This window comes from Bradyrhizobium nivariense, assembly GCF_029846695.2.
In the GTDB taxonomy this organism is placed as follows: Bacteria; Pseudomonadota; Alphaproteobacteria; order Rhizobiales; family Xanthobacteraceae; genus Bradyrhizobium.
In genome coordinates, this window is record NZ_JARWCR020000004.1 from 232,643 (window position 1) to 247,787 (window position 15,145).

The following is a 15,145-nucleotide window of genomic DNA, read 5'->3' on the forward strand; positions in this document are numbered from 1 at the left end:
CTTCCTGCGTTCGCTTCAAGCAGGAAGGAGACTTCGATGATTTCGCAACACCGCTCTTCCGCCCGCGTCTCACCGGTCACGACACCCGCGCCTAATCGAGAGGCGTCGATCTACACCGTTCTTCTCACGTCGGTCGGAAGAACGCGATTCTGCACCCCCCTGAAGAGTCTGCTGGCGAAGGGGGACGAACAATGAACCTGTCTCTCCTGTCGACGTCCCCCGCGGAGCGCCTCGCCGATGTTTTTGGCGAAGCGTACCGGTTGCTGCTCGATCCGCCGTCATGGGCGGCGCTCGCCACGCTTTCCGATCACGACATGGATTGCATGCGCCGCATCGAAAGGAACTTCTTCGGCATCCTCAGCGTCCTGGACAATAGCGGGTCCAATCCCAAGCTCCTCGGGAAACTGGCCGAGGTCAATGTCGCTCTCGCGACCGCATACGGCGCGGCGGAATCGCAATTCGTCGAAGCCGGAAGTTCGGTCGCGAACAATCGGCTTGGGATCGCGTTGGCGAGGCGGCTCGCGCTCGAGAAGCTGCCTTTGAAGGTAGTTCTTGATCGAAATTCGCATGCAAGCGCGCTGGGGTCCGCCGCGCTCGCCGGACTCGATGTCGAGTTCGTTCATCGCGAATACGATTCCGATCTCGACGTGACTATTCCGCTATCCCCGACCCAGGTCGATGAACGGTTGCACGCCACCGGCGCGCATGCGGTCTGGATCGTGTCGCCCACTTACGACGGCTATTGCCCCGATCTTCGGGCAATTTCGGCCGTCTGCAAGAGGCGGAGCGCATTTCTCATCGTCGATGCTGCGTGGGGCGCACTGCACGGACTGCTGGAATGCGGTACATTTCCCCAGTCTGCGATAGCCTGTGGCGCCGATGCGTGCGTCGTCTCGCTGCACAAGAAGGGCCTCGGCCTCTCCCAATCGAGCGTCGCAAACTTCAACGATCCGATTCTTGCGCGTTACTTCAGGCAGGCCGGCGAACTCGGTCTGATGACCACCAGCCCGCTTTACTTCCTGCCGGCTTCGGTCCAGGTGGGACTGGAAGCTCTGCGCTCGGACGCCGGCGGCCAAGCTTGGCGAGCGGCCGCAAATTCGGCAAGCCAATTTCGAATGCTGGTCGACAACTACCAGGGCTGCCGGGTGGTTCGCGCCGAGCACCTTGGTTCCGGCATTTGCGGCGATCCCTGCCATGTTCTGATCAACGTTCGCGAAACGGGCGTGAGCGGATTTCAGATCCTTCAGGCCTTGGGCGGGGCGGACAATGACATCGAGATGGCAACACGGGACACCGTACTGTTGCTCTTCGGACCCGAGCACGCGGGGTCGGCAGTTGCGCTCGCGCATCTGTTTCGGCACGCGGTCGAGACCGCCGAACGTGGCCGCGACGCCGGTCATCTTCGTGTTCCGTCTTTGCGCCCGCCGCGCGCCATGAACCCTCGCGATGCCCTGATGGCGCCGGCGGAGCAAGTGCTCCTTTCCGAAGCGGTCGGCCGCGTCGCTGCGCAGACCATCGGTGCATATCCCCCTGGCCAGGCCATCCTGTGTCTCGGAGAGGAGATCACGCGCGAAGTCGCGGACTACCTCTTCGCCGTCGAGCGGGCCGGAGGACGCCTCAAGGGTGTCGCGGGTCGCCTGGACGAGAGCCCTATCGAAGTCGTCGCCGAAACCACTGGACATTGAAAGGAAGCTGAAATGAACATGACAACGCTCAACAACTCGAACAGCGAAACGTCGGTGCGGCTGACCCGTATCAAGGCCTTGCGGGACCGGGGTGTCGATCCCTATCCGGCGGCTGCATTCAAGCCGACGATGCCGATTCGGGATGCACTACTCAACTCCGACGATCTCATCTCCGATTCGACCCAGTTGCGCTTCGCCGGCCGGCTTCTCGGACTCCGCCATTTCGGTTCGGGCGCCTTCGCCGATCTCGTTCACGACGACGAACGTATCCAACTTTACGTGGCCGCCGCGCACTCCGATCAGGAGGCCATGGAACTCGTCGAGTACCTCGATCTGGGCGATTTTGTCGGAGCCGAGGGCACGATGTTCATGACGCAGAGGGGCGAAAAGAGTCTCAAGGTAAAAACGCTCCATGTGCTTGCAAAGTCCGTCCGGCCGCTGCCGGTCGGGAAGCGGACAGCCGCCGGGAGCGTGCATCAGGCTCTCGTCGACCAAGGACGCTTTCCGACGATGACGTCGAGGAACTCGTTGCCAAATTGGCAGGCTACGAAAACGAGAAGCTCCGGAGGGAGAGGGCGCAACGAGACAGTATCGAGGCAGAGCGGCGGCGCAAGGAAGCGGAGCGCAAGCTGCACGAGGCTGCCGAGGCTGAGGCGGCCGCACAAAAGGAATACGATGATGTCGCAGCCGGCAAGCCGATCTCCCGCCTCGACGAAGATGGCCCGGCAAGGCACCAGCCTCGAGCCGGAGACATCAGACGGACGGGTGGTGACTTCGTCCCAATGGGACCTGACGAGGGACGGAAAGCGAAACAGCGGAACGAACTCATCGATGTGGAAAATCGAGAGATAGCTTCCATGACGCCCGAACAAAGACTGGCTCGGCGGCAGGATGCCATCCAGACGCTTGAGAGCGCTCGACGCAACAAGGAAGCTCTTCAACAGACCGTCGAGGTGCCGCAGCAGAGCTCGATCGAACCTGTCACAAAGCCCACCGAGGCTCCATTCGAAACTGGCGACGTGAGATTCTCGGACGAAGAGATCGAAAGACTCTGTGGTTTCATGCCTGGCTATTTCCGCTCCATCAAGCGGCGGCCGAGCCCTCGTTCAATAAAGGCGCTTCTCTTCAAGCTGCAGCTCGCCCGACTGCTCATGCAACTGCGCTACCCGGAGGGTCGGGATGAGGAAGCGCGGCTGAACGAATTGTTGAAGGCATTTACCTTGGAGGCCGTCAACGCCCCCAGGGAGAACGAAAGCGCTCACACGCTAATTGCCCGACAGGTTCTCTGAGCGACGCGCCCCCTCAGGCGACGTATTTTCTGCAAAGCAGCTTGTGGATGTCCTAGGCTCCCGCCCAGTCGAAACCCTGTTCGACTCGGGCCTCTCTTGCGGCGCCAAAAGGGCCCTCGCGAGCTACCTAGTGAACCTCCTAGGAGTGCCCGGCGTCATCCTGAGGCACTGTCCACCGTGAAAGACCAATTCACGGACAGCAGTTATGGGTTTCTGGTCCGCCAAAACAGCCGCTACTCCGGACCCGGTCGGGACGGCGCGCACCTCGATGAGAAAGCTCTCGGAGCGCGGGGTGGAGATTCCCACAAAGATATCCGCACCGATCATCGCGGCGCAAACCACCAACAATCTGTTGCAAGCAAGCCCGGAGACGCAGTCACATTTCTGGGCCGCTTACGGCGCACTGAATTCCAAGATCAAGTCGCCGGAAGAGGCCAGAGGTTATTATCGGCGCTTCTTCTACGGAATCCTCACGGCATTGCTGTTGCTACAGCTTTACTTCTCGTCATTCGTAGCAGTGCAGAAGGGATTGCTGGAAGTAAATAAGAGCATCGAGGCCGCGGAAGTGATGCCGGCCGGAGGCGCTCCTGCGGCCGTCGCCGGCGGCGCGGTACAGACCGCGGCACAGGCCGCGGTCCAGACCAAGAATTCGGAGCTGGCCGGAAAGCTAGCCACGTACCTTCACGTCGCCGACTATCTAATGGGGTTTCCGCGCAAGGTAGCGAGCTTCCTTGGAGTCATCGGCCTAGGCACAAGCGAATACAAGGGAGAAAAGGACAGGCCCGAGGTCGTGGCTCAAGTCCAGCTTGAACTCGCCACATCGTTCGTCGGCGGCTTCCTGCTGCCGGTGCTGTACGGAATGCTGGGCGCCATAGCATTCGTACTCAGGCGCCTCTCGGATGAGACCGTGGCCGGCGAGGAAGCGTCTGCGCTGAAGAGAAAATACTCGTTGCGGGTCCCGATCGGCGCGTTGTCCGGCCTGGCAGCCGGGTGGCTGCTCCAGCCTTCGACAGGATCCGTCACCGCATCACTTTCCCCGTTCGCCCTTGCCTTCGTGGCCGGCTACAGCGCGGATCTCGTGTTCGCAGCGATGGATCGCATCGTGGGGGCGTTCACTACGCCGTCGCCGCCTCCGACGCCTCCGCCTGCTCCCGAGCTGCCATCTGCACCGCCCGAGGCCCCGGTCGATGACGGCACTCGGACCGACGAAGTGCAGCCCAATATGGCCAGCGAAGCGGCGCCCAACACTGCCAGCGGAGCGACAGCCGACACTGCCGGCGAAGCGCCGGCGCCGAGCCCGAGCGTAGAGGCCGCGACTCCGACTTCGAGAGCTCAGGCCAATCAGGACGTGTAGCGGTTTCCGCGAGGAGATGTTTTCATGAAAATAACTTTTGCTCAGGTTCAGTCTCTGGCGCCCTCAATGAAGGAGGAGTATGCGGCCGCTTTTAGCTCGCCAACCGCCAACGAAATCCTCTCAAAATACAAGATCGCCGCCAGCGGATTGAGATTGGCGCATTTCTTTGCGCAGATGCTTCAGGAAACAGGTGGTCTCAAGATCCAAATCGAAAGCCTGTATTATTCTCCATCGCGCCTGATGGCAGTCTGGCCACGACGCTTTCCGACGTTGGAAATCGCCCAGCAGTACGCGCACAATGAGGAGAAGCTGGGAAACTACGTCTATGGTGGCCGCCTCGGAAACGTGAATCCGGGAGACGGCTTCAAGTACCGTGGCCGTGGATTGATCCAGATGACCGGCCGGGCAGCGTATGCCAAATTCGGTCACGACCTGGGCATCGACGATCTGGAAACGAATCCCGACCTCGCGTTCCATCACGACCACTGTCTCGAGATCGCCGCAGCGGAGTGGGGTGCGAGCGGCTATCACGGCAAGTCCTGCACCGAGCTTGCGGACGACGACGATATCGTCGGCGTCACGTACGCGATCAACGGTGGTCAAACGGGTATTGACGATCGGCGCTTCTGGTTGAGCAAGACCAAGGCGGTCTGGACCAGGCCAGCGCTGTCTCCGGCCCTGGATCAGATGTCCAGTCGCGCCAACGCCAATCTCGAGCTTGATCTGTCTGCAACCGAGTCTTCCCACGTGGCCGATCTGCTAGTGGCCGATGCGACAGCGCCGAGCGGCTTTGGCGCCCGCGCGGCTGCCATCGCTTTGGCCGAATGGCAAAGGTTCGGGGGACAGACCTACGATATCGACGGAAACGCCACCCGGGTTGGGCACAAGGAGGGCGAGGATCCCTACTACAAGTACGTCGGCAAATATTGGAAGGACGGTGTCAACAACGATACGCTCACCGGTCTCGATCACAGCGTGCCGTGGTCGGCCGCGTTCATTTCATGGGTCATGCGGACTGCCGGCGCTGGCACCCGTTTCAGCTACAGCCCGCAGCATTCGGTCTACATTTTCCGTTCGATCAAGGACCTGCTGCAGGCGCGACCCCAAGCAAGCTATTACGGCTACCAGTTGCGGGAGTGGAAGCCGCAAGTGGGAGATCTCGTCTGCTGGGCCCGACGAGAGGGGATCGACTATCAACATCAGAATGGCGGCGATTATCCCGGACATTGCGACGTCGTCGTCGAAGCCGGCGGCAGTCAGGTGCAGGTCGTCGGTGGCAATGTCGGCAACTCGGTCACGAAGCGGCCGCTGGGACTGAACGATGGCGGTTTCCTGCTCCCGACCAATCAGGGAGGAGAAAACCTCTTCGCGGTCATGCGGTGCAGGCTTTGAGATGCACCGGACCGAAATGCGGCAAAGGTCCACGTTTTGGCCGACCGCCGAAGGCCCCCGAAGTTGACAGCCATAAGCGGTGACAACTAGGGGGCGGCATCGACCTAAACCAACTTCGAGAAGCGCTCGGTCTGGCAAAATCGTCGACGACCTAGCCCGGCGTGCAGCCGCTAAGCCGCCCGATTGGGCTCTCGTCGGATTAGAGGGTGCTGGTGACGCTTCGCGCGGAAACGCGACCGATATCCCGTGTCGCCTGGTGAGGGTGCGCAGTGGCGCTTGCTGCCGGCATGGGGCCGCGACGAAGCGATGCCCGGCTATAGGAGCTATGTGTCGGCCACGCGGCAGCAATCGGTACCCTCGTCACAAGAGCCCGACAGATCGTCCGGCCCAAGACAGCGTTCGCGGAGCCGTTGAGTAGTTACGGCTTGATGGTAACGCTTCTAAATGTTTGTTCGGTGCGGGCAGCACCTTTGCATTCGCCGCCGCCAACCGGAAATGTTCCGTCGTCGCTCAAAATCTGAACCTCCCCCGTTTCGGGGATCGCGAACATAGCTTCGGGAAAGAGCCCCTTTAAGGCGGGTGCATCGACGGGCTCGATGCCTTCGCCGTTCTCTTTTCCCGACCAGCGAAACAGCTTGAAATCCCCTTTGCCGTCGATTGGTCCCGCGACGATTAGATAGGCGCTTCCTACACGCTCGATGCTTCGTATACCTCGACCTTGTAAATCCAGTTCGATGGGAGTTCCGAAACTCGCCTCTATCTTCTGACGTACTTCTGCCTTCTCACGTACCTCCGGCTTCTCACGTGCTTCCGGTTTCTCGTCGACCAATTCGGTTGGGTTCTTGAGCGGAATGATGAGGGCCTTGTTGCCGGGCAGCGGGTTGCGAAAGCCAATGAGAAGGTTGCCGTTAACCCCCTCCGCGAGGCCCTCGATATTGAGCGCCCCGAAAGTCTTGGGAGGTTTGGTCGCAGCTTCACCCAACTTGTACTGCGAAAGCTTGGCGAGATCGTCGACCAATGTGGAATAGGGCTTCCCAAGCGGGCGAAGGGTGGGCGGCGAGGACCCCGGAATGACCTCGGTCGCAAAGAATCTGCGTCGGCGGTCTTGAACGTTCCCCTCGCTATTGGTCCCATGCGAGGAAATCCAGAAGATGGTGTTGCCAACGCGTGCGGCTCCCTCCAGGTCGGATTCCTTGTCTGGCTTGGTACCCAGGAACTTGGACAAATCCACCTGTGCCACGGAGGAGGGCTGTCCTCGGCGGTACACGCGGAGCACATTCATCTCGTCATCGGCCACCACGAAGTGATTTGCGTCCAAAGCGACCGACGCAGAGGCATCGCACATCTCGCGATAAGTGGTGATATCGGAATCCGCCGCGATTGCAGGTCCGCACAGAAGGCTCGTCGCCGCGCAGATCGCGTAAGTGAGCGCATTCTTCATGTTGGAACTCCCGTCGCGTCAAGGGAACAGTTCAAAGCTTGTAATTGAGTGCGACCAGGTACTGGCGCTGCTTGATAAGCGTATCCTTATCGAGGCCGTTGGTGTAGCTGACCGAAATCGAGGCCGCGCCGTCCGGCGTGATGTTAAACCCGACCTCGGCACCCCACAGCAAAGCATCTATGCCCCGGTTTACCTCCCTGTGATAATTCACCGTGATATCGGCATAGAAGCGACCGACCAGGTCGGGAAACAAGTTCTCTCCGAAGGGGTCGTAGACGCTCCTATCCGGGAACGGCGTCAGATGCAGGCGGGCGACCGCCCCTGTCCACGCGTAGTCGCCGCGCGTAAGGGCGGTAGCGCCGACAACGTCGACTCTCTTGACGTCGGCTTCGGCCCGCAATTGCCAGAACCAGTCGAGATATTTCGTGGCAGGCGCTCCGATCGTGCCCCCCAGCCGCACGTTCGGCGCAAACGGCTCCCATGCCGCGGTAACGCCGTAGATTCTCGCTTCCCCTCTGAAGTCGGTCTGAGCGTAAGGGCTCGCGATCAAATACTGCAGATCAAAGAAAGGACCTCCCGCAATAGCAGCCTGCGCGTCAAAACCGCCCTTTAGAGCGCTCTTTTCGCTTTTGGTCCTTGGCGAATTGATGGTCCCTTGTGCATCAGTCCAAAGCGCAACCGTGGTCCCGAACGAGGAGGGCACGCGGAAATCATGCTTTGCGTATGGGTCGTCCGGCAGGCCGGTGAAGCATGGACTCATGGGATCGTTCTGCGAGATCACGTAGGAGACACGCCCGTTGATGGTGGCGGAATTCGAGCGATCCAAATCGTCATGCGTGACGCTCGCGGAAGCCCCCTTCGCCTTGGATTTCGGTACGAAGCCGGTAATGAAGGTTCCCTCTCTGTACTGGTAGGTGTCGAGGCGATCTCTCCGCACGAATAGCCGCTGCTGGTTTTCGCAACCGCCTTTCGGAGGTTTGACCTCGGCAGGAGCCGCAGGCGGCGGACGCGTCGACGCCACCTTGTCGATATCGGCAATCTTGCGGTTCTTGAAGAACAGAACATCGTTGGCCACAGAACGTGCGCGGTCCGAGAAGGTGGTCGCGCTGTCGGCCCTGAGTCTATCGAGCTCTGCGGGATCGAGCCTCCCGTTGAGGTTCACGTCGTACTTCGCAAGTACCGGATCCTGGACGTGGAGGCGCCACACCAGGGCTTCGTTTTCGTCCAGGATGCCGTCTTTGTTCTTGTCATACTTGGCGGCGGAAAGCGTCTCCGCCGTTCCAACCGTAGGCGCCAAAATAACTATCGCAAGCGCTGTCGAAACGGCGAACCTCATTCTACACTCCCTAGCTCACGTGCCAGCCGAAATGCTCGTAAGTAAGCACGGCCGAGTCGATCAAATTGCCGAACGACTGAATGTCCCGCAATCCGATCGCAACGTCCTTTTTCGACAACCAGGGAAACTGGACACCATGGAAAAGTGCGCTTTTCCATGCCGGAACGAACGTCGGGCTGATCTTGTTGATGTTCACCCAGAGGACTTTGCGGCCGGTGGATGGATCCATGTTCTCAAAAAAGGCGTCAATCGGTGTGTTCGGATCGATCGTGTGCGGACCCTTAGGATTGTGGCTGTGGTCGAAATACCACTCAAGGCGATGGTAGATCTCGTCGCGAGATATGAAACTGCCGGCCATCCCCGCAAAATTGGCGGACATGGTCGAACCTTGCTTCTTAGCTGGCTTGCCGTTCTTCTTGGCTGGTTTGCCCTTCTTGCCCTTTGCCATACATCCCCTTCCCGTCAGCTTCGGTCGGTGGCAGCAGAAGATCAAACTGCCCACAAGTAAACTAGGGAATATCCCGGGTGGGAACATACGCCAGCGAGACACCGGGCTGGGCCGGGCATGACGAGTACTTGAGGCGGGCCTTAGGGATTCTCCCAGTACACCGCGACGCTTCGATTTGCTCCGATATGGCACCGTTCATCGGAGCGACAACCCATGATCGAAGCGTTTTCCATTGCGACCGCGCATCATTTCCAGGATGCCTTGGCGTCGCAGGCCAGGCTGAGATACGAGGTCTTCGTCAAGAGAAGGAAGCTGGACCACTCGTCGTGGGGAGGCTTGGAGTTTGACGAATTCGATACGCCGGCCGCAACATATCTGGTTTGGCGCGATGAGCAGCGGGTGGTCAGGGGCGTGGCTCGCTTGCTCCGTACTACCGGGCCCTACATGCTACGTAGCTATTGGCCGTATCTCGTTGAGCATGTCGACCTTCCCTCTTCGACGGGCATCTTCGAAGTTACGCGCGTGTGTGTCGACAAAACGGTCGAGCCAGCGATCCGGCGTACGATCTTCCCGGAGCTCTTGTGCGCCATTCAAGAGTTCCTGCACCGTAATGACGGTATGGGGATGATCGGCGTCACGCGTGAACATCTGCTCGCCCATTTCATCCAGTCTGGAATCGACTGGCTAGGGCCTGCACACTCCGTCGAAGGAGAGATGGAACGTGCCTTCTTTGTGCCGACACCCAGCATTCGACCGGCTTGGCATTGCCAAAAGTTCGGCATTGGAAAGGACATTCTGGCACCCCATCCGGACACGTCTGCCGAAAGGCACGCCGCATGAGCGGGAAAACAAGCCACCCCTTGGTGGATGAAGATACTGCAAGGAATATGGCCGACGCGTTGACCTTCCTTGGGCGCGTGGCGCTCGACGCAGGATACCAGTCGGTAGTCGCCGACATCCTCGCGCTGCGGGATAAAATGCAATCCATTGCGGACGCGGAGGATGCGAACCGGCTCAGGAGGGCGAACGCATGAACTCCAATTTATCACCCGCCGGTTGCGATCACCTCGAATTCTTTGCCGAGCATGAATCTCAAGTCAGGGCCTATTGTCGGCATTTTCCCGCGCTTTTCAAAAGTGCTCGTGGATCGGTGATCACCGATACTGAGGGCCATACCTACGTAGACCTGTTGTCGGCTTGTGGCGCGCTCAATTACGGACACAACCATCCTCATCTGCGTTCCGCAGCAGTGGAGTATCTGCTGTCGGACGGCATATCCGCCGGGCTCGATTTCCACACGGAGATCAAGCTCCACTTCATGTCTAAGTTCGAGCAGAAGATCCTTGCCCCCCGAGGCTTACGGTATCGCATGCAGTTCCCAGGGCCGACCGGTACCAATTGCGTTGAAGCAGCGATAAAGCTCGCGCGCAAGGCCACCGGAAGGCCCTCGATCGTCGCGTTCACAAACGCCTTCCACGGGGTGTCGATGGGATCGCTGGCTGCTACCGGCTCGGCGTCGTGCCGAGCTTCAGCGCAGGGACTTCTTGGCGGTGAAGACTTCCTTACGATGGATACGCCGGGGCCGGCCTCGACGAAATTGCCCGGTTCGAGAGAATGTCGGCGGACCCGTCAGGAGGCATCGATCCGTCGCAGCGATTTTGGTGGAGTCCGTCCAAGGAGAAGGGGGACTGAATGTTGCGTCGGCCGAATGGCTGGGCGGTCTCGCTGCCACCGCGAAGCGTCTAGGCGCCCTGTTGATCGTCGACGAGATCCAGACGGGCTGCGGTCGAACCGGACCGTTCTTCAGCTTCGAGCGCGCCGGCATCGTACCCGATATCGTGTGCCTTGCGAAATCCATCGGTGGATACGGGCTTCCGATGTCGTTGCTGCTGATGCGACCGGGCTACGACGTCTGGTCGCCCGGAGAGCACAGCGGAACCTTTCGCGGGAATTCGCTCGCTTTCGCGACGGCAGCTGCCGCGCTGGATCTGTGGACGGACGACTTCGAGAAGGAGGTGGATCGACGCTCGCGCATACTGACGCAGTGGTGCCGATCGCTGTCCGTTCGACATCCAGGTTACCTGAAGGCAAAAGGACTAGGAATGATGCAGGGATTGGAGTTCACCAAGCCATCGGACGCGGATCGAGCCGCGCGCCTTGCGGCCCTTGATCGTATCGTAATCGAGCGTTGCGGGCCCCGCGACGAAGTACTCAAAGTGATGGCGCCGCTTAACATCGAGATCGAACTGTTCGCCTCGACGCTGATACGGCTAGGTCACATCATTGATGCGACGATCGAATCGACCGATGCGGCACCGCGACTAGAGCGAGATGATTCCGTGCTTGATGCCCATGATCACCGCGGTGATGCGATTGCCGGCGCCGAGCTTCTTCATTGTGTTGCCAACATGGAATTCGACTGTCTTCTGGGAGATGCTTAGGATTTCTCCGATCTCCCAATTCGTTTTCCCTTCCTTGCACCACTTTAGACACTCGATCTCCTGCGCGGTCAAAGCTACTGCAGGTAATTCTCGCTTGTCGACCAGCTCGCAGTACTTGAGCCAATACTGCACGCAAATCATGTAAACGCGGGCCGTCTTGTCGATTTCTGGTTCCCCTTGTCCTCGAAAGCTGAGACTAATCAGATCAGTTTCGCGGGCGGGTCCGCGCATCAGAATCGTTATTCCGGAGTGGACGCCCAATTCACGGCACTCCTCGAAGAAGTTTCGTTGAACTCGGCTGATCTGGTTCGGGAGGCAGGTTTCGGTCCATCTAAACGGGCCGCGTGCGCCGTGGACATGCTGCACGACCGGATCGATCCGGTCCCACTGCATGGCCCTGTATGTGTCGAGATAGCCGGGAGGAAACTCGCTCCACGGAATCGAAATCAGACGTTTATGCTGCGCCCGCGCGAAAACCGCGTTCTCATATCCTGCCTCCCGCATCGTCACAAGAAACAGGTTTTTCAGCTCGGCGTCGCTGCCGGCTACCTGAGTTCTCTCGATGAAATCCTCTACAGTCGTAACCATGGTGCCCCCCAGCTCCAGTGGAATTAGCCAGCGTGATGCAGAAACTCCCTCATGTACCGATTGAACGTCGCCGGCGCTTGCCAATGCGGCGCATGCCCGGCGTCGAGCAGTACGGGACTTCCCTTCCAGATGTTTCGGTATTTCAGCCCGTTGATGTATTCGATACGGACGAAAGGATCGGCGGCGCCTTGAAGGATCGCCAGCGGACGTTCGTCGGCACAAACGGTCTCGACCTCGTCCGCGCCCACGCCGGCCATACCGTTTCGAACCATCCAGTAGCGCGCGTTGCCGTCGGCCGCCGCCGCCGCGCGAAGATGGGCGTCGGAAGCCCGCCTGGCCCCCATCATCGCGCGAACGTAACGTTGACAATCGTCCGACGAGAATCTGCGCCGACCGGCCAATGCGGTCGACGGGGTCCACCGAAATCCCGCGCCAACTCCTTCCGCATTCAGGCGAACAGGAGGGGTGCCCGTAAGGACCAGGGATCTCACCTCGCGATAATGCGCGAGCATCTCAATCCCGATGTGTCCTCCAAGGGACCAACCGACGACGTGATACGATCGATATCCGAGCCGGGTCATCAGTTGGTGAAGCAGTGCCGCGTAGCCGGGGAAACTGTAGGTCTTCCGCGGCGTGTTCGACCGGTCGGATTCACCGTGGCCGGGCAGGTCCGGTGCCACCACACCGAGGCCCATACTCTCAAGAGCGCGGAACTGCCGTGCGAAGATTTCCTTCGACGACGAGTTGCCGTGAATCAAAAGCGTACCGACGCGACCGGAAGCGCTTTCCAGGACGCCCAGACGCAGTCCGGCGACGGTTCGCCTACGCGAACGCATGATCTTCTATTTCAGGAGACCGATCCGGCGGCCACGCGGTATTGCATATGACTTTCAAGGAACGGCCTCACACAACTAAGGCTAATATTGAGAAAAGTATGCCCGTACTGATGTACCAACGGTTTTTGCGGTCTATGCGTCTTGACGTGTAATGAAGAGGCTGGTCACGCAACTTCTCTTAGCGGCCATCGAACAGTGCCGCGAAATCCGAGCGTAAGTCGAGCGTGGGGTTCGAATTCCAACAATCTTGTGATATGCAATGTCTGATTGATCATCCTACACGCGAGAAACGGTAGGTCAAGAACCTAAGCATGTGCTTCGCAAGTATGCGAAGCATGCCGCAAGGGCATGCGAAGCCGCTTCTGCAGCGACTCCAAGAGACACGCTTCTTCCACCTTGGCGTCGGCGCGCGAGGTTTCTACATCTTTTTCCGGTTGCTTCGAAATGAAGCCTTCGGAACCGCATCAACTGGCCAGATATGTGGACGCAAGCATCTCTTACCGGGTCGTAGAAAAATTCTTCTGGCACGGGGTCCGGTATCGCCTGCCCAAGGCCACCCGAATCGCCAGTCTATATCACCGGATACAGAGCTCACTCGGCGCGAATAGTATCGTGGAGTGCAATACAGACAGGGTCACGAGGTTTATGATGGTCATCCGTCGCAAAGGTTTCTCCGGGCACCGTGAACAAGCAACTGGGAGCGGTGCAAGCTATTGCCGGGTGGGGTCATCACCACGGCTTAGTGCCCGAGGATGTCCCGTGGTCTGACCCGTACAGCGAAATGCGGCTGGCGGAGGAGCAATCCGAGCGTGAGCCATTCGATGCCCGCGACCTGCAGACAATCTTCAATGCTCCTCTGTTCACCGAGCACAAGCTTCCCATGGGCGCGAAGGGCGAGGCCGGAACATGGTTGCCACTGCTCGCGCTGTTCGTGGGGGCGCGCCAAGCGGAATACGCGGGCCTGCGTGTGTCCGACGTTCGCGAAGATGAGGAAACAGGCGTTCCGCTCATGTGGTTCATGCGGGACACCAAGGCAGGACGGCGGCTCAAGACGAAGACATCGGAGCGCGTTGTCCCCGTGCATCCCCAGCTCGCAGAACTGGGTTTTCTTGAGTACGTGGCCACACGGCGCACAGAGGGTGAGCGGGCTTGGCTATTCCCTACGGTTGCTCCTGATCAGAAAGGCGCTCTTAGTGCTTGGTCCAAATGGTGGGGCCGCTATCTACGCAACCACGTCGTCGGCATCAATGACCGCAACAAAGTGTACCACAGCTTCCGCCATGGCTTTCAGGACGCACTCCGGCGCACCACGCCCGATGAAGAATTGCGGGATGCTCTGACAGGACGGAGCAGTGGCAAATCGGTTGGCCGAACCTATGGTGCCAAAGAAATGCTGCGGCGTTGGGGTGCCCAAACCCTTAAGCGAGCAGTGGATGACGTCTCATATCCTGGTCTGGACTTGTCGCGTGTCCGCACGTCAGGGCTTGTTAAGCGCACGCGCGGTGCCAAGGTAACCCGATGAGGACGCAAGGTCGCTCTAGTGCGCGCGAGAACCGCGTCGGGTAATGCAGTAGGAGCGGACGAGCCCGGAGCAGTTTGGCAGGTCGCAGTTTGACCCAATGCTGCCGTTGCTTCCCTCGGGTGAGGCTCATTCAATACAGGCCCCGAGTTCATTACCCTTTGTTGGCGTGGTCGCCTTTACACTGCACGCACCGCGGCCTTGGCTCTTAACGCCATATTCAACGCAGGATCGTGTCCTGATGGACGTCCCCCACCGATGTACCTTGAAGGGGAGAGGACTGCCGCCACGGCCGTGAGGAGCTTCAACACCACAGTAGTGCAAGCGCTCGTTCTGCACTAATCTTCCCATGCGGATGGTCAATTGCATTGGAGGCAAAGATGAACGCCTTTCGACGATTCATTCTCAGCGTGATCGGCGTGTTAGAAATGCTGTTTGTTGTTGGAGTCACTTTTGCGTTTGGTCTCCTAGGCGCTATTCCTCTTGCGATGGTTGCCGGCAGCAGATGGGCGCTAGTTGGTTTCATATTTAGCGGCTCCGTAGGGTTCTGCATTTCAGCGTTGCTGGTGAATATTTCGATGTGCTTAGCTGAAATTGCAGCTAACACCTACTATCTGAAAAATCGCTCACAATAGGGACTCAATTTCTATAGCCTCGATCGAACGGCGAACGTTGAGAAACCTTCTCCGGAGCTATGCGGGAAAGTGGGTGATGACGGAATGAGATAGGCGGCGTATCGAGGCGGGTGTCGAGCCTGCCAGAACCTCTCAAGGAGAGCGATACGCCATGAACGAGACTAGCAATATTGTTGCCCTT

At 59.2% G+C, this 15,145-nt stretch carries 14 protein-coding genes and 2 pseudogenes; 11 read left to right on the plus strand and 5 right to left on the minus strand.

What is annotated here, in order from left to right; genetic code table 11:
* Positions 1-260: 260 nt before the first annotated feature.
* The 5 genes and pseudogenes from QCM77_RS05865 (at position 261) to QCM77_RS05885 (ending at position 5,720) form a co-directional block, all read left to right on the plus strand.
* Positions 261-1,685, plus strand: a complete 1,425-nt coding sequence (locus tag QCM77_RS05865) for an Orn/Lys/Arg family decarboxylase (RefSeq protein WP_279682345.1) — start codon at positions 261-263, stop codon at positions 1,683-1,685.
* Positions 1,686-1,814: 129 nt separating this feature from the next.
* Positions 1,815-2,045 (plus strand): annotated as a pseudogene (locus QCM77_RS05870) (hypothetical protein); the annotation flags it as partial.
* 176 nt (positions 2,046-2,221) lie between these two features.
* A complete protein-coding gene (locus QCM77_RS05875) occupies positions 2,222-2,974 on the plus strand; it encodes a hypothetical protein (protein WP_279682349.1) in 753 nt (250 codons plus the stop codon).
* A 205-nt stretch (positions 2,975-3,179) separates the two neighbouring features.
* The gene (locus QCM77_RS05880) at positions 3,180-4,328 is read left to right on the plus strand and encodes a hypothetical protein (protein ID WP_279682351.1); all 1,149 of its coding nucleotides are present in this window, start codon (positions 3,180-3,182) and stop codon (positions 4,326-4,328) included.
* A gap of 24 nt (positions 4,329-4,352) precedes the next feature.
* The gene (locus QCM77_RS05885; protein WP_279682352.1) at positions 4,353-5,720 is read left to right on the plus strand and encodes a DUF2272 domain-containing protein; all 1,368 of its coding nucleotides are present in this window, start codon (positions 4,353-4,355) and stop codon (positions 5,718-5,720) included.
* 418 nt (positions 5,721-6,138) lie between these two features.
* Here the strand turns inward: QCM77_RS05885 and QCM77_RS05890 are convergent, their stop codons facing one another.
* Genes QCM77_RS05890 through QCM77_RS05900 form a run of 3 tightly spaced genes read right to left on the minus strand, consistent with a single transcriptional unit; the run spans position 6,139 to position 8,945 of the window.
* On the minus strand, positions 6,139-7,161 hold the full coding sequence (locus QCM77_RS05890; RefSeq protein WP_279682354.1) for a DUF3616 domain-containing protein: 1,023 nt from the start codon (positions 7,159-7,161) through the stop codon (positions 6,139-6,141).
* Positions 7,162-7,192: 31 nt separating this feature from the next.
* Positions 7,193-8,497: a hypothetical protein gene (locus QCM77_RS05895; RefSeq protein ID WP_279682356.1), complete on the minus strand. Its 1,305-nt coding sequence runs from the start codon at positions 8,495-8,497 to the stop codon at positions 7,193-7,195.
* Positions 8,498-8,507: 10 nt separating this feature from the next.
* On the minus strand, positions 8,508-8,945 hold the full coding sequence (locus tag QCM77_RS05900; RefSeq protein WP_279682358.1) for a hypothetical protein: 438 nt from the start codon (positions 8,943-8,945) through the stop codon (positions 8,508-8,510).
* Between the two features lie 213 nt (positions 8,946-9,158).
* On the opposite strand from QCM77_RS05900, the gene QCM77_RS05905 reads away from it, so the two are divergent.
* The 4 genes and pseudogenes from QCM77_RS05905 to QCM77_RS05920 all read left to right on the plus strand — a co-directional run bounded on the left by QCM77_RS05905 (position 9,159) and on the right by QCM77_RS05920 (position 11,386).
* Complete coding sequence (locus QCM77_RS05905) at positions 9,159-9,785, plus strand: acyl-homoserine-lactone synthase (protein ID WP_279682359.1); 627 nt, start codon at positions 9,159-9,161, stop codon at positions 9,783-9,785.
* Positions 9,782-9,979, plus strand: a complete 198-nt coding sequence (locus tag QCM77_RS05910) for a hypothetical protein (RefSeq protein WP_279682361.1) — start codon at positions 9,782-9,784, stop codon at positions 9,977-9,979. The genes QCM77_RS05905 and QCM77_RS05910 overlap by 4 nt, the downstream gene beginning before the upstream one ends.
* Positions 9,976-10,458: pseudogene (locus QCM77_RS05915) on the plus strand (aminotransferase class III-fold pyridoxal phosphate-dependent enzyme); the annotation flags it as partial. The gene QCM77_RS05910 and the pseudogene QCM77_RS05915, both read left to right, overlap by 4 nt.
* Positions 10,459-10,606: 148 nt before the next feature.
* Positions 10,607-11,386 carry an aminotransferase class III-fold pyridoxal phosphate-dependent enzyme gene (locus tag QCM77_RS05920; RefSeq protein ID WP_279682363.1) on the plus strand — a complete coding sequence of 260 codons (780 nt, stop codon included), beginning with the start codon at positions 10,607-10,609 and terminating at the stop codon, positions 11,384-11,386.
* On the opposite strand, the gene QCM77_RS05925 is transcribed toward QCM77_RS05920, so the two are convergent.
* Positions 11,267-11,974: a helix-turn-helix transcriptional regulator gene (locus tag QCM77_RS05925; protein ID WP_279682365.1), complete on the minus strand. Its 708-nt coding sequence runs from the start codon at positions 11,972-11,974 to the stop codon at positions 11,267-11,269. The two genes, QCM77_RS05920 and QCM77_RS05925, sit on opposite strands and share 120 nt — an antisense overlap.
* A gap of 23 nt (positions 11,975-11,997) precedes the next feature.
* Positions 11,998-12,810 carry an alpha/beta fold hydrolase gene (locus QCM77_RS05930; protein WP_279682367.1) on the minus strand — a complete coding sequence of 271 codons (813 nt, stop codon included), beginning with the start codon at positions 12,808-12,810 and terminating at the stop codon, positions 11,998-12,000.
* A 682-nt stretch (positions 12,811-13,492) separates the two neighbouring features.
* On the opposite strand from QCM77_RS05930, the gene QCM77_RS05935 reads away from it, so the two are divergent.
* Complete coding sequence (locus QCM77_RS05935) at positions 13,493-14,332, plus strand: site-specific integrase (protein WP_279682369.1); 840 nt, start codon at positions 13,493-13,495, stop codon at positions 14,330-14,332.
* A 377-nt stretch (positions 14,333-14,709) separates the two neighbouring features.
* Positions 14,710-14,964 carry a hypothetical protein gene (locus QCM77_RS05940; protein ID WP_279682370.1) on the plus strand — a complete coding sequence of 85 codons (255 nt, stop codon included), beginning with the start codon at positions 14,710-14,712 and terminating at the stop codon, positions 14,962-14,964.
* The last annotated feature ends 181 nt before the right edge of the window (positions 14,965-15,145 follow it).

What these genes read in the sequence shown, in the direction of transcription:
- QCM77_RS05885 (WP_279682352.1), top strand. Translation starts at nt 4,353, where the DNA reads ATGAAAATAACTTTTGCTCAGGTTCAGTCTCTGGCGCCCTCAATGAAG.
- QCM77_RS05910 (WP_279682361.1), top strand. Translation starts at nt 9,782, where the DNA reads ATGAGCGGGAAAACAAGCCACCCCTTGGTGGATGAAGATACTGCAAGG.
- QCM77_RS05895 (WP_279682356.1), bottom strand. Translation starts at nt 8,497, where the DNA reads ATGAGGTTCGCCGTTTCGACAGCGCTTGCGATAGTTATTTTGGCGCCT.
- QCM77_RS05940 (WP_279682370.1), top strand. Translation starts at nt 14,710, where the DNA reads ATGAACGCCTTTCGACGATTCATTCTCAGCGTGATCGGCGTGTTAGAA.
- QCM77_RS05890 (WP_279682354.1), bottom strand. Translation starts at nt 7,161, where the DNA reads ATGAAGAATGCGCTCACTTACGCGATCTGCGCGGCGACGAGCCTTCTG.
- QCM77_RS05900 (WP_279682358.1), bottom strand. Translation starts at nt 8,945, where the DNA reads ATGGCAAAGGGCAAGAAGGGCAAACCAGCCAAGAAGAACGGCAAGCCA.
- QCM77_RS05930 (WP_279682367.1), bottom strand. Translation starts at nt 12,810, where the DNA reads ATGCGTTCGCGTAGGCGAACCGTCGCCGGACTGCGTCTGGGCGTCCTG.
- QCM77_RS05880 (WP_279682351.1), top strand. Translation starts at nt 3,180, where the DNA reads ATGGGTTTCTGGTCCGCCAAAACAGCCGCTACTCCGGACCCGGTCGGG.
- QCM77_RS05925 (WP_279682365.1), bottom strand. Translation starts at nt 11,974, where the DNA reads ATGGTTACGACTGTAGAGGATTTCATCGAGAGAACTCAGGTAGCCGGC.
- QCM77_RS05905 (WP_279682359.1), top strand. Translation starts at nt 9,159, where the DNA reads ATGATCGAAGCGTTTTCCATTGCGACCGCGCATCATTTCCAGGATGCC.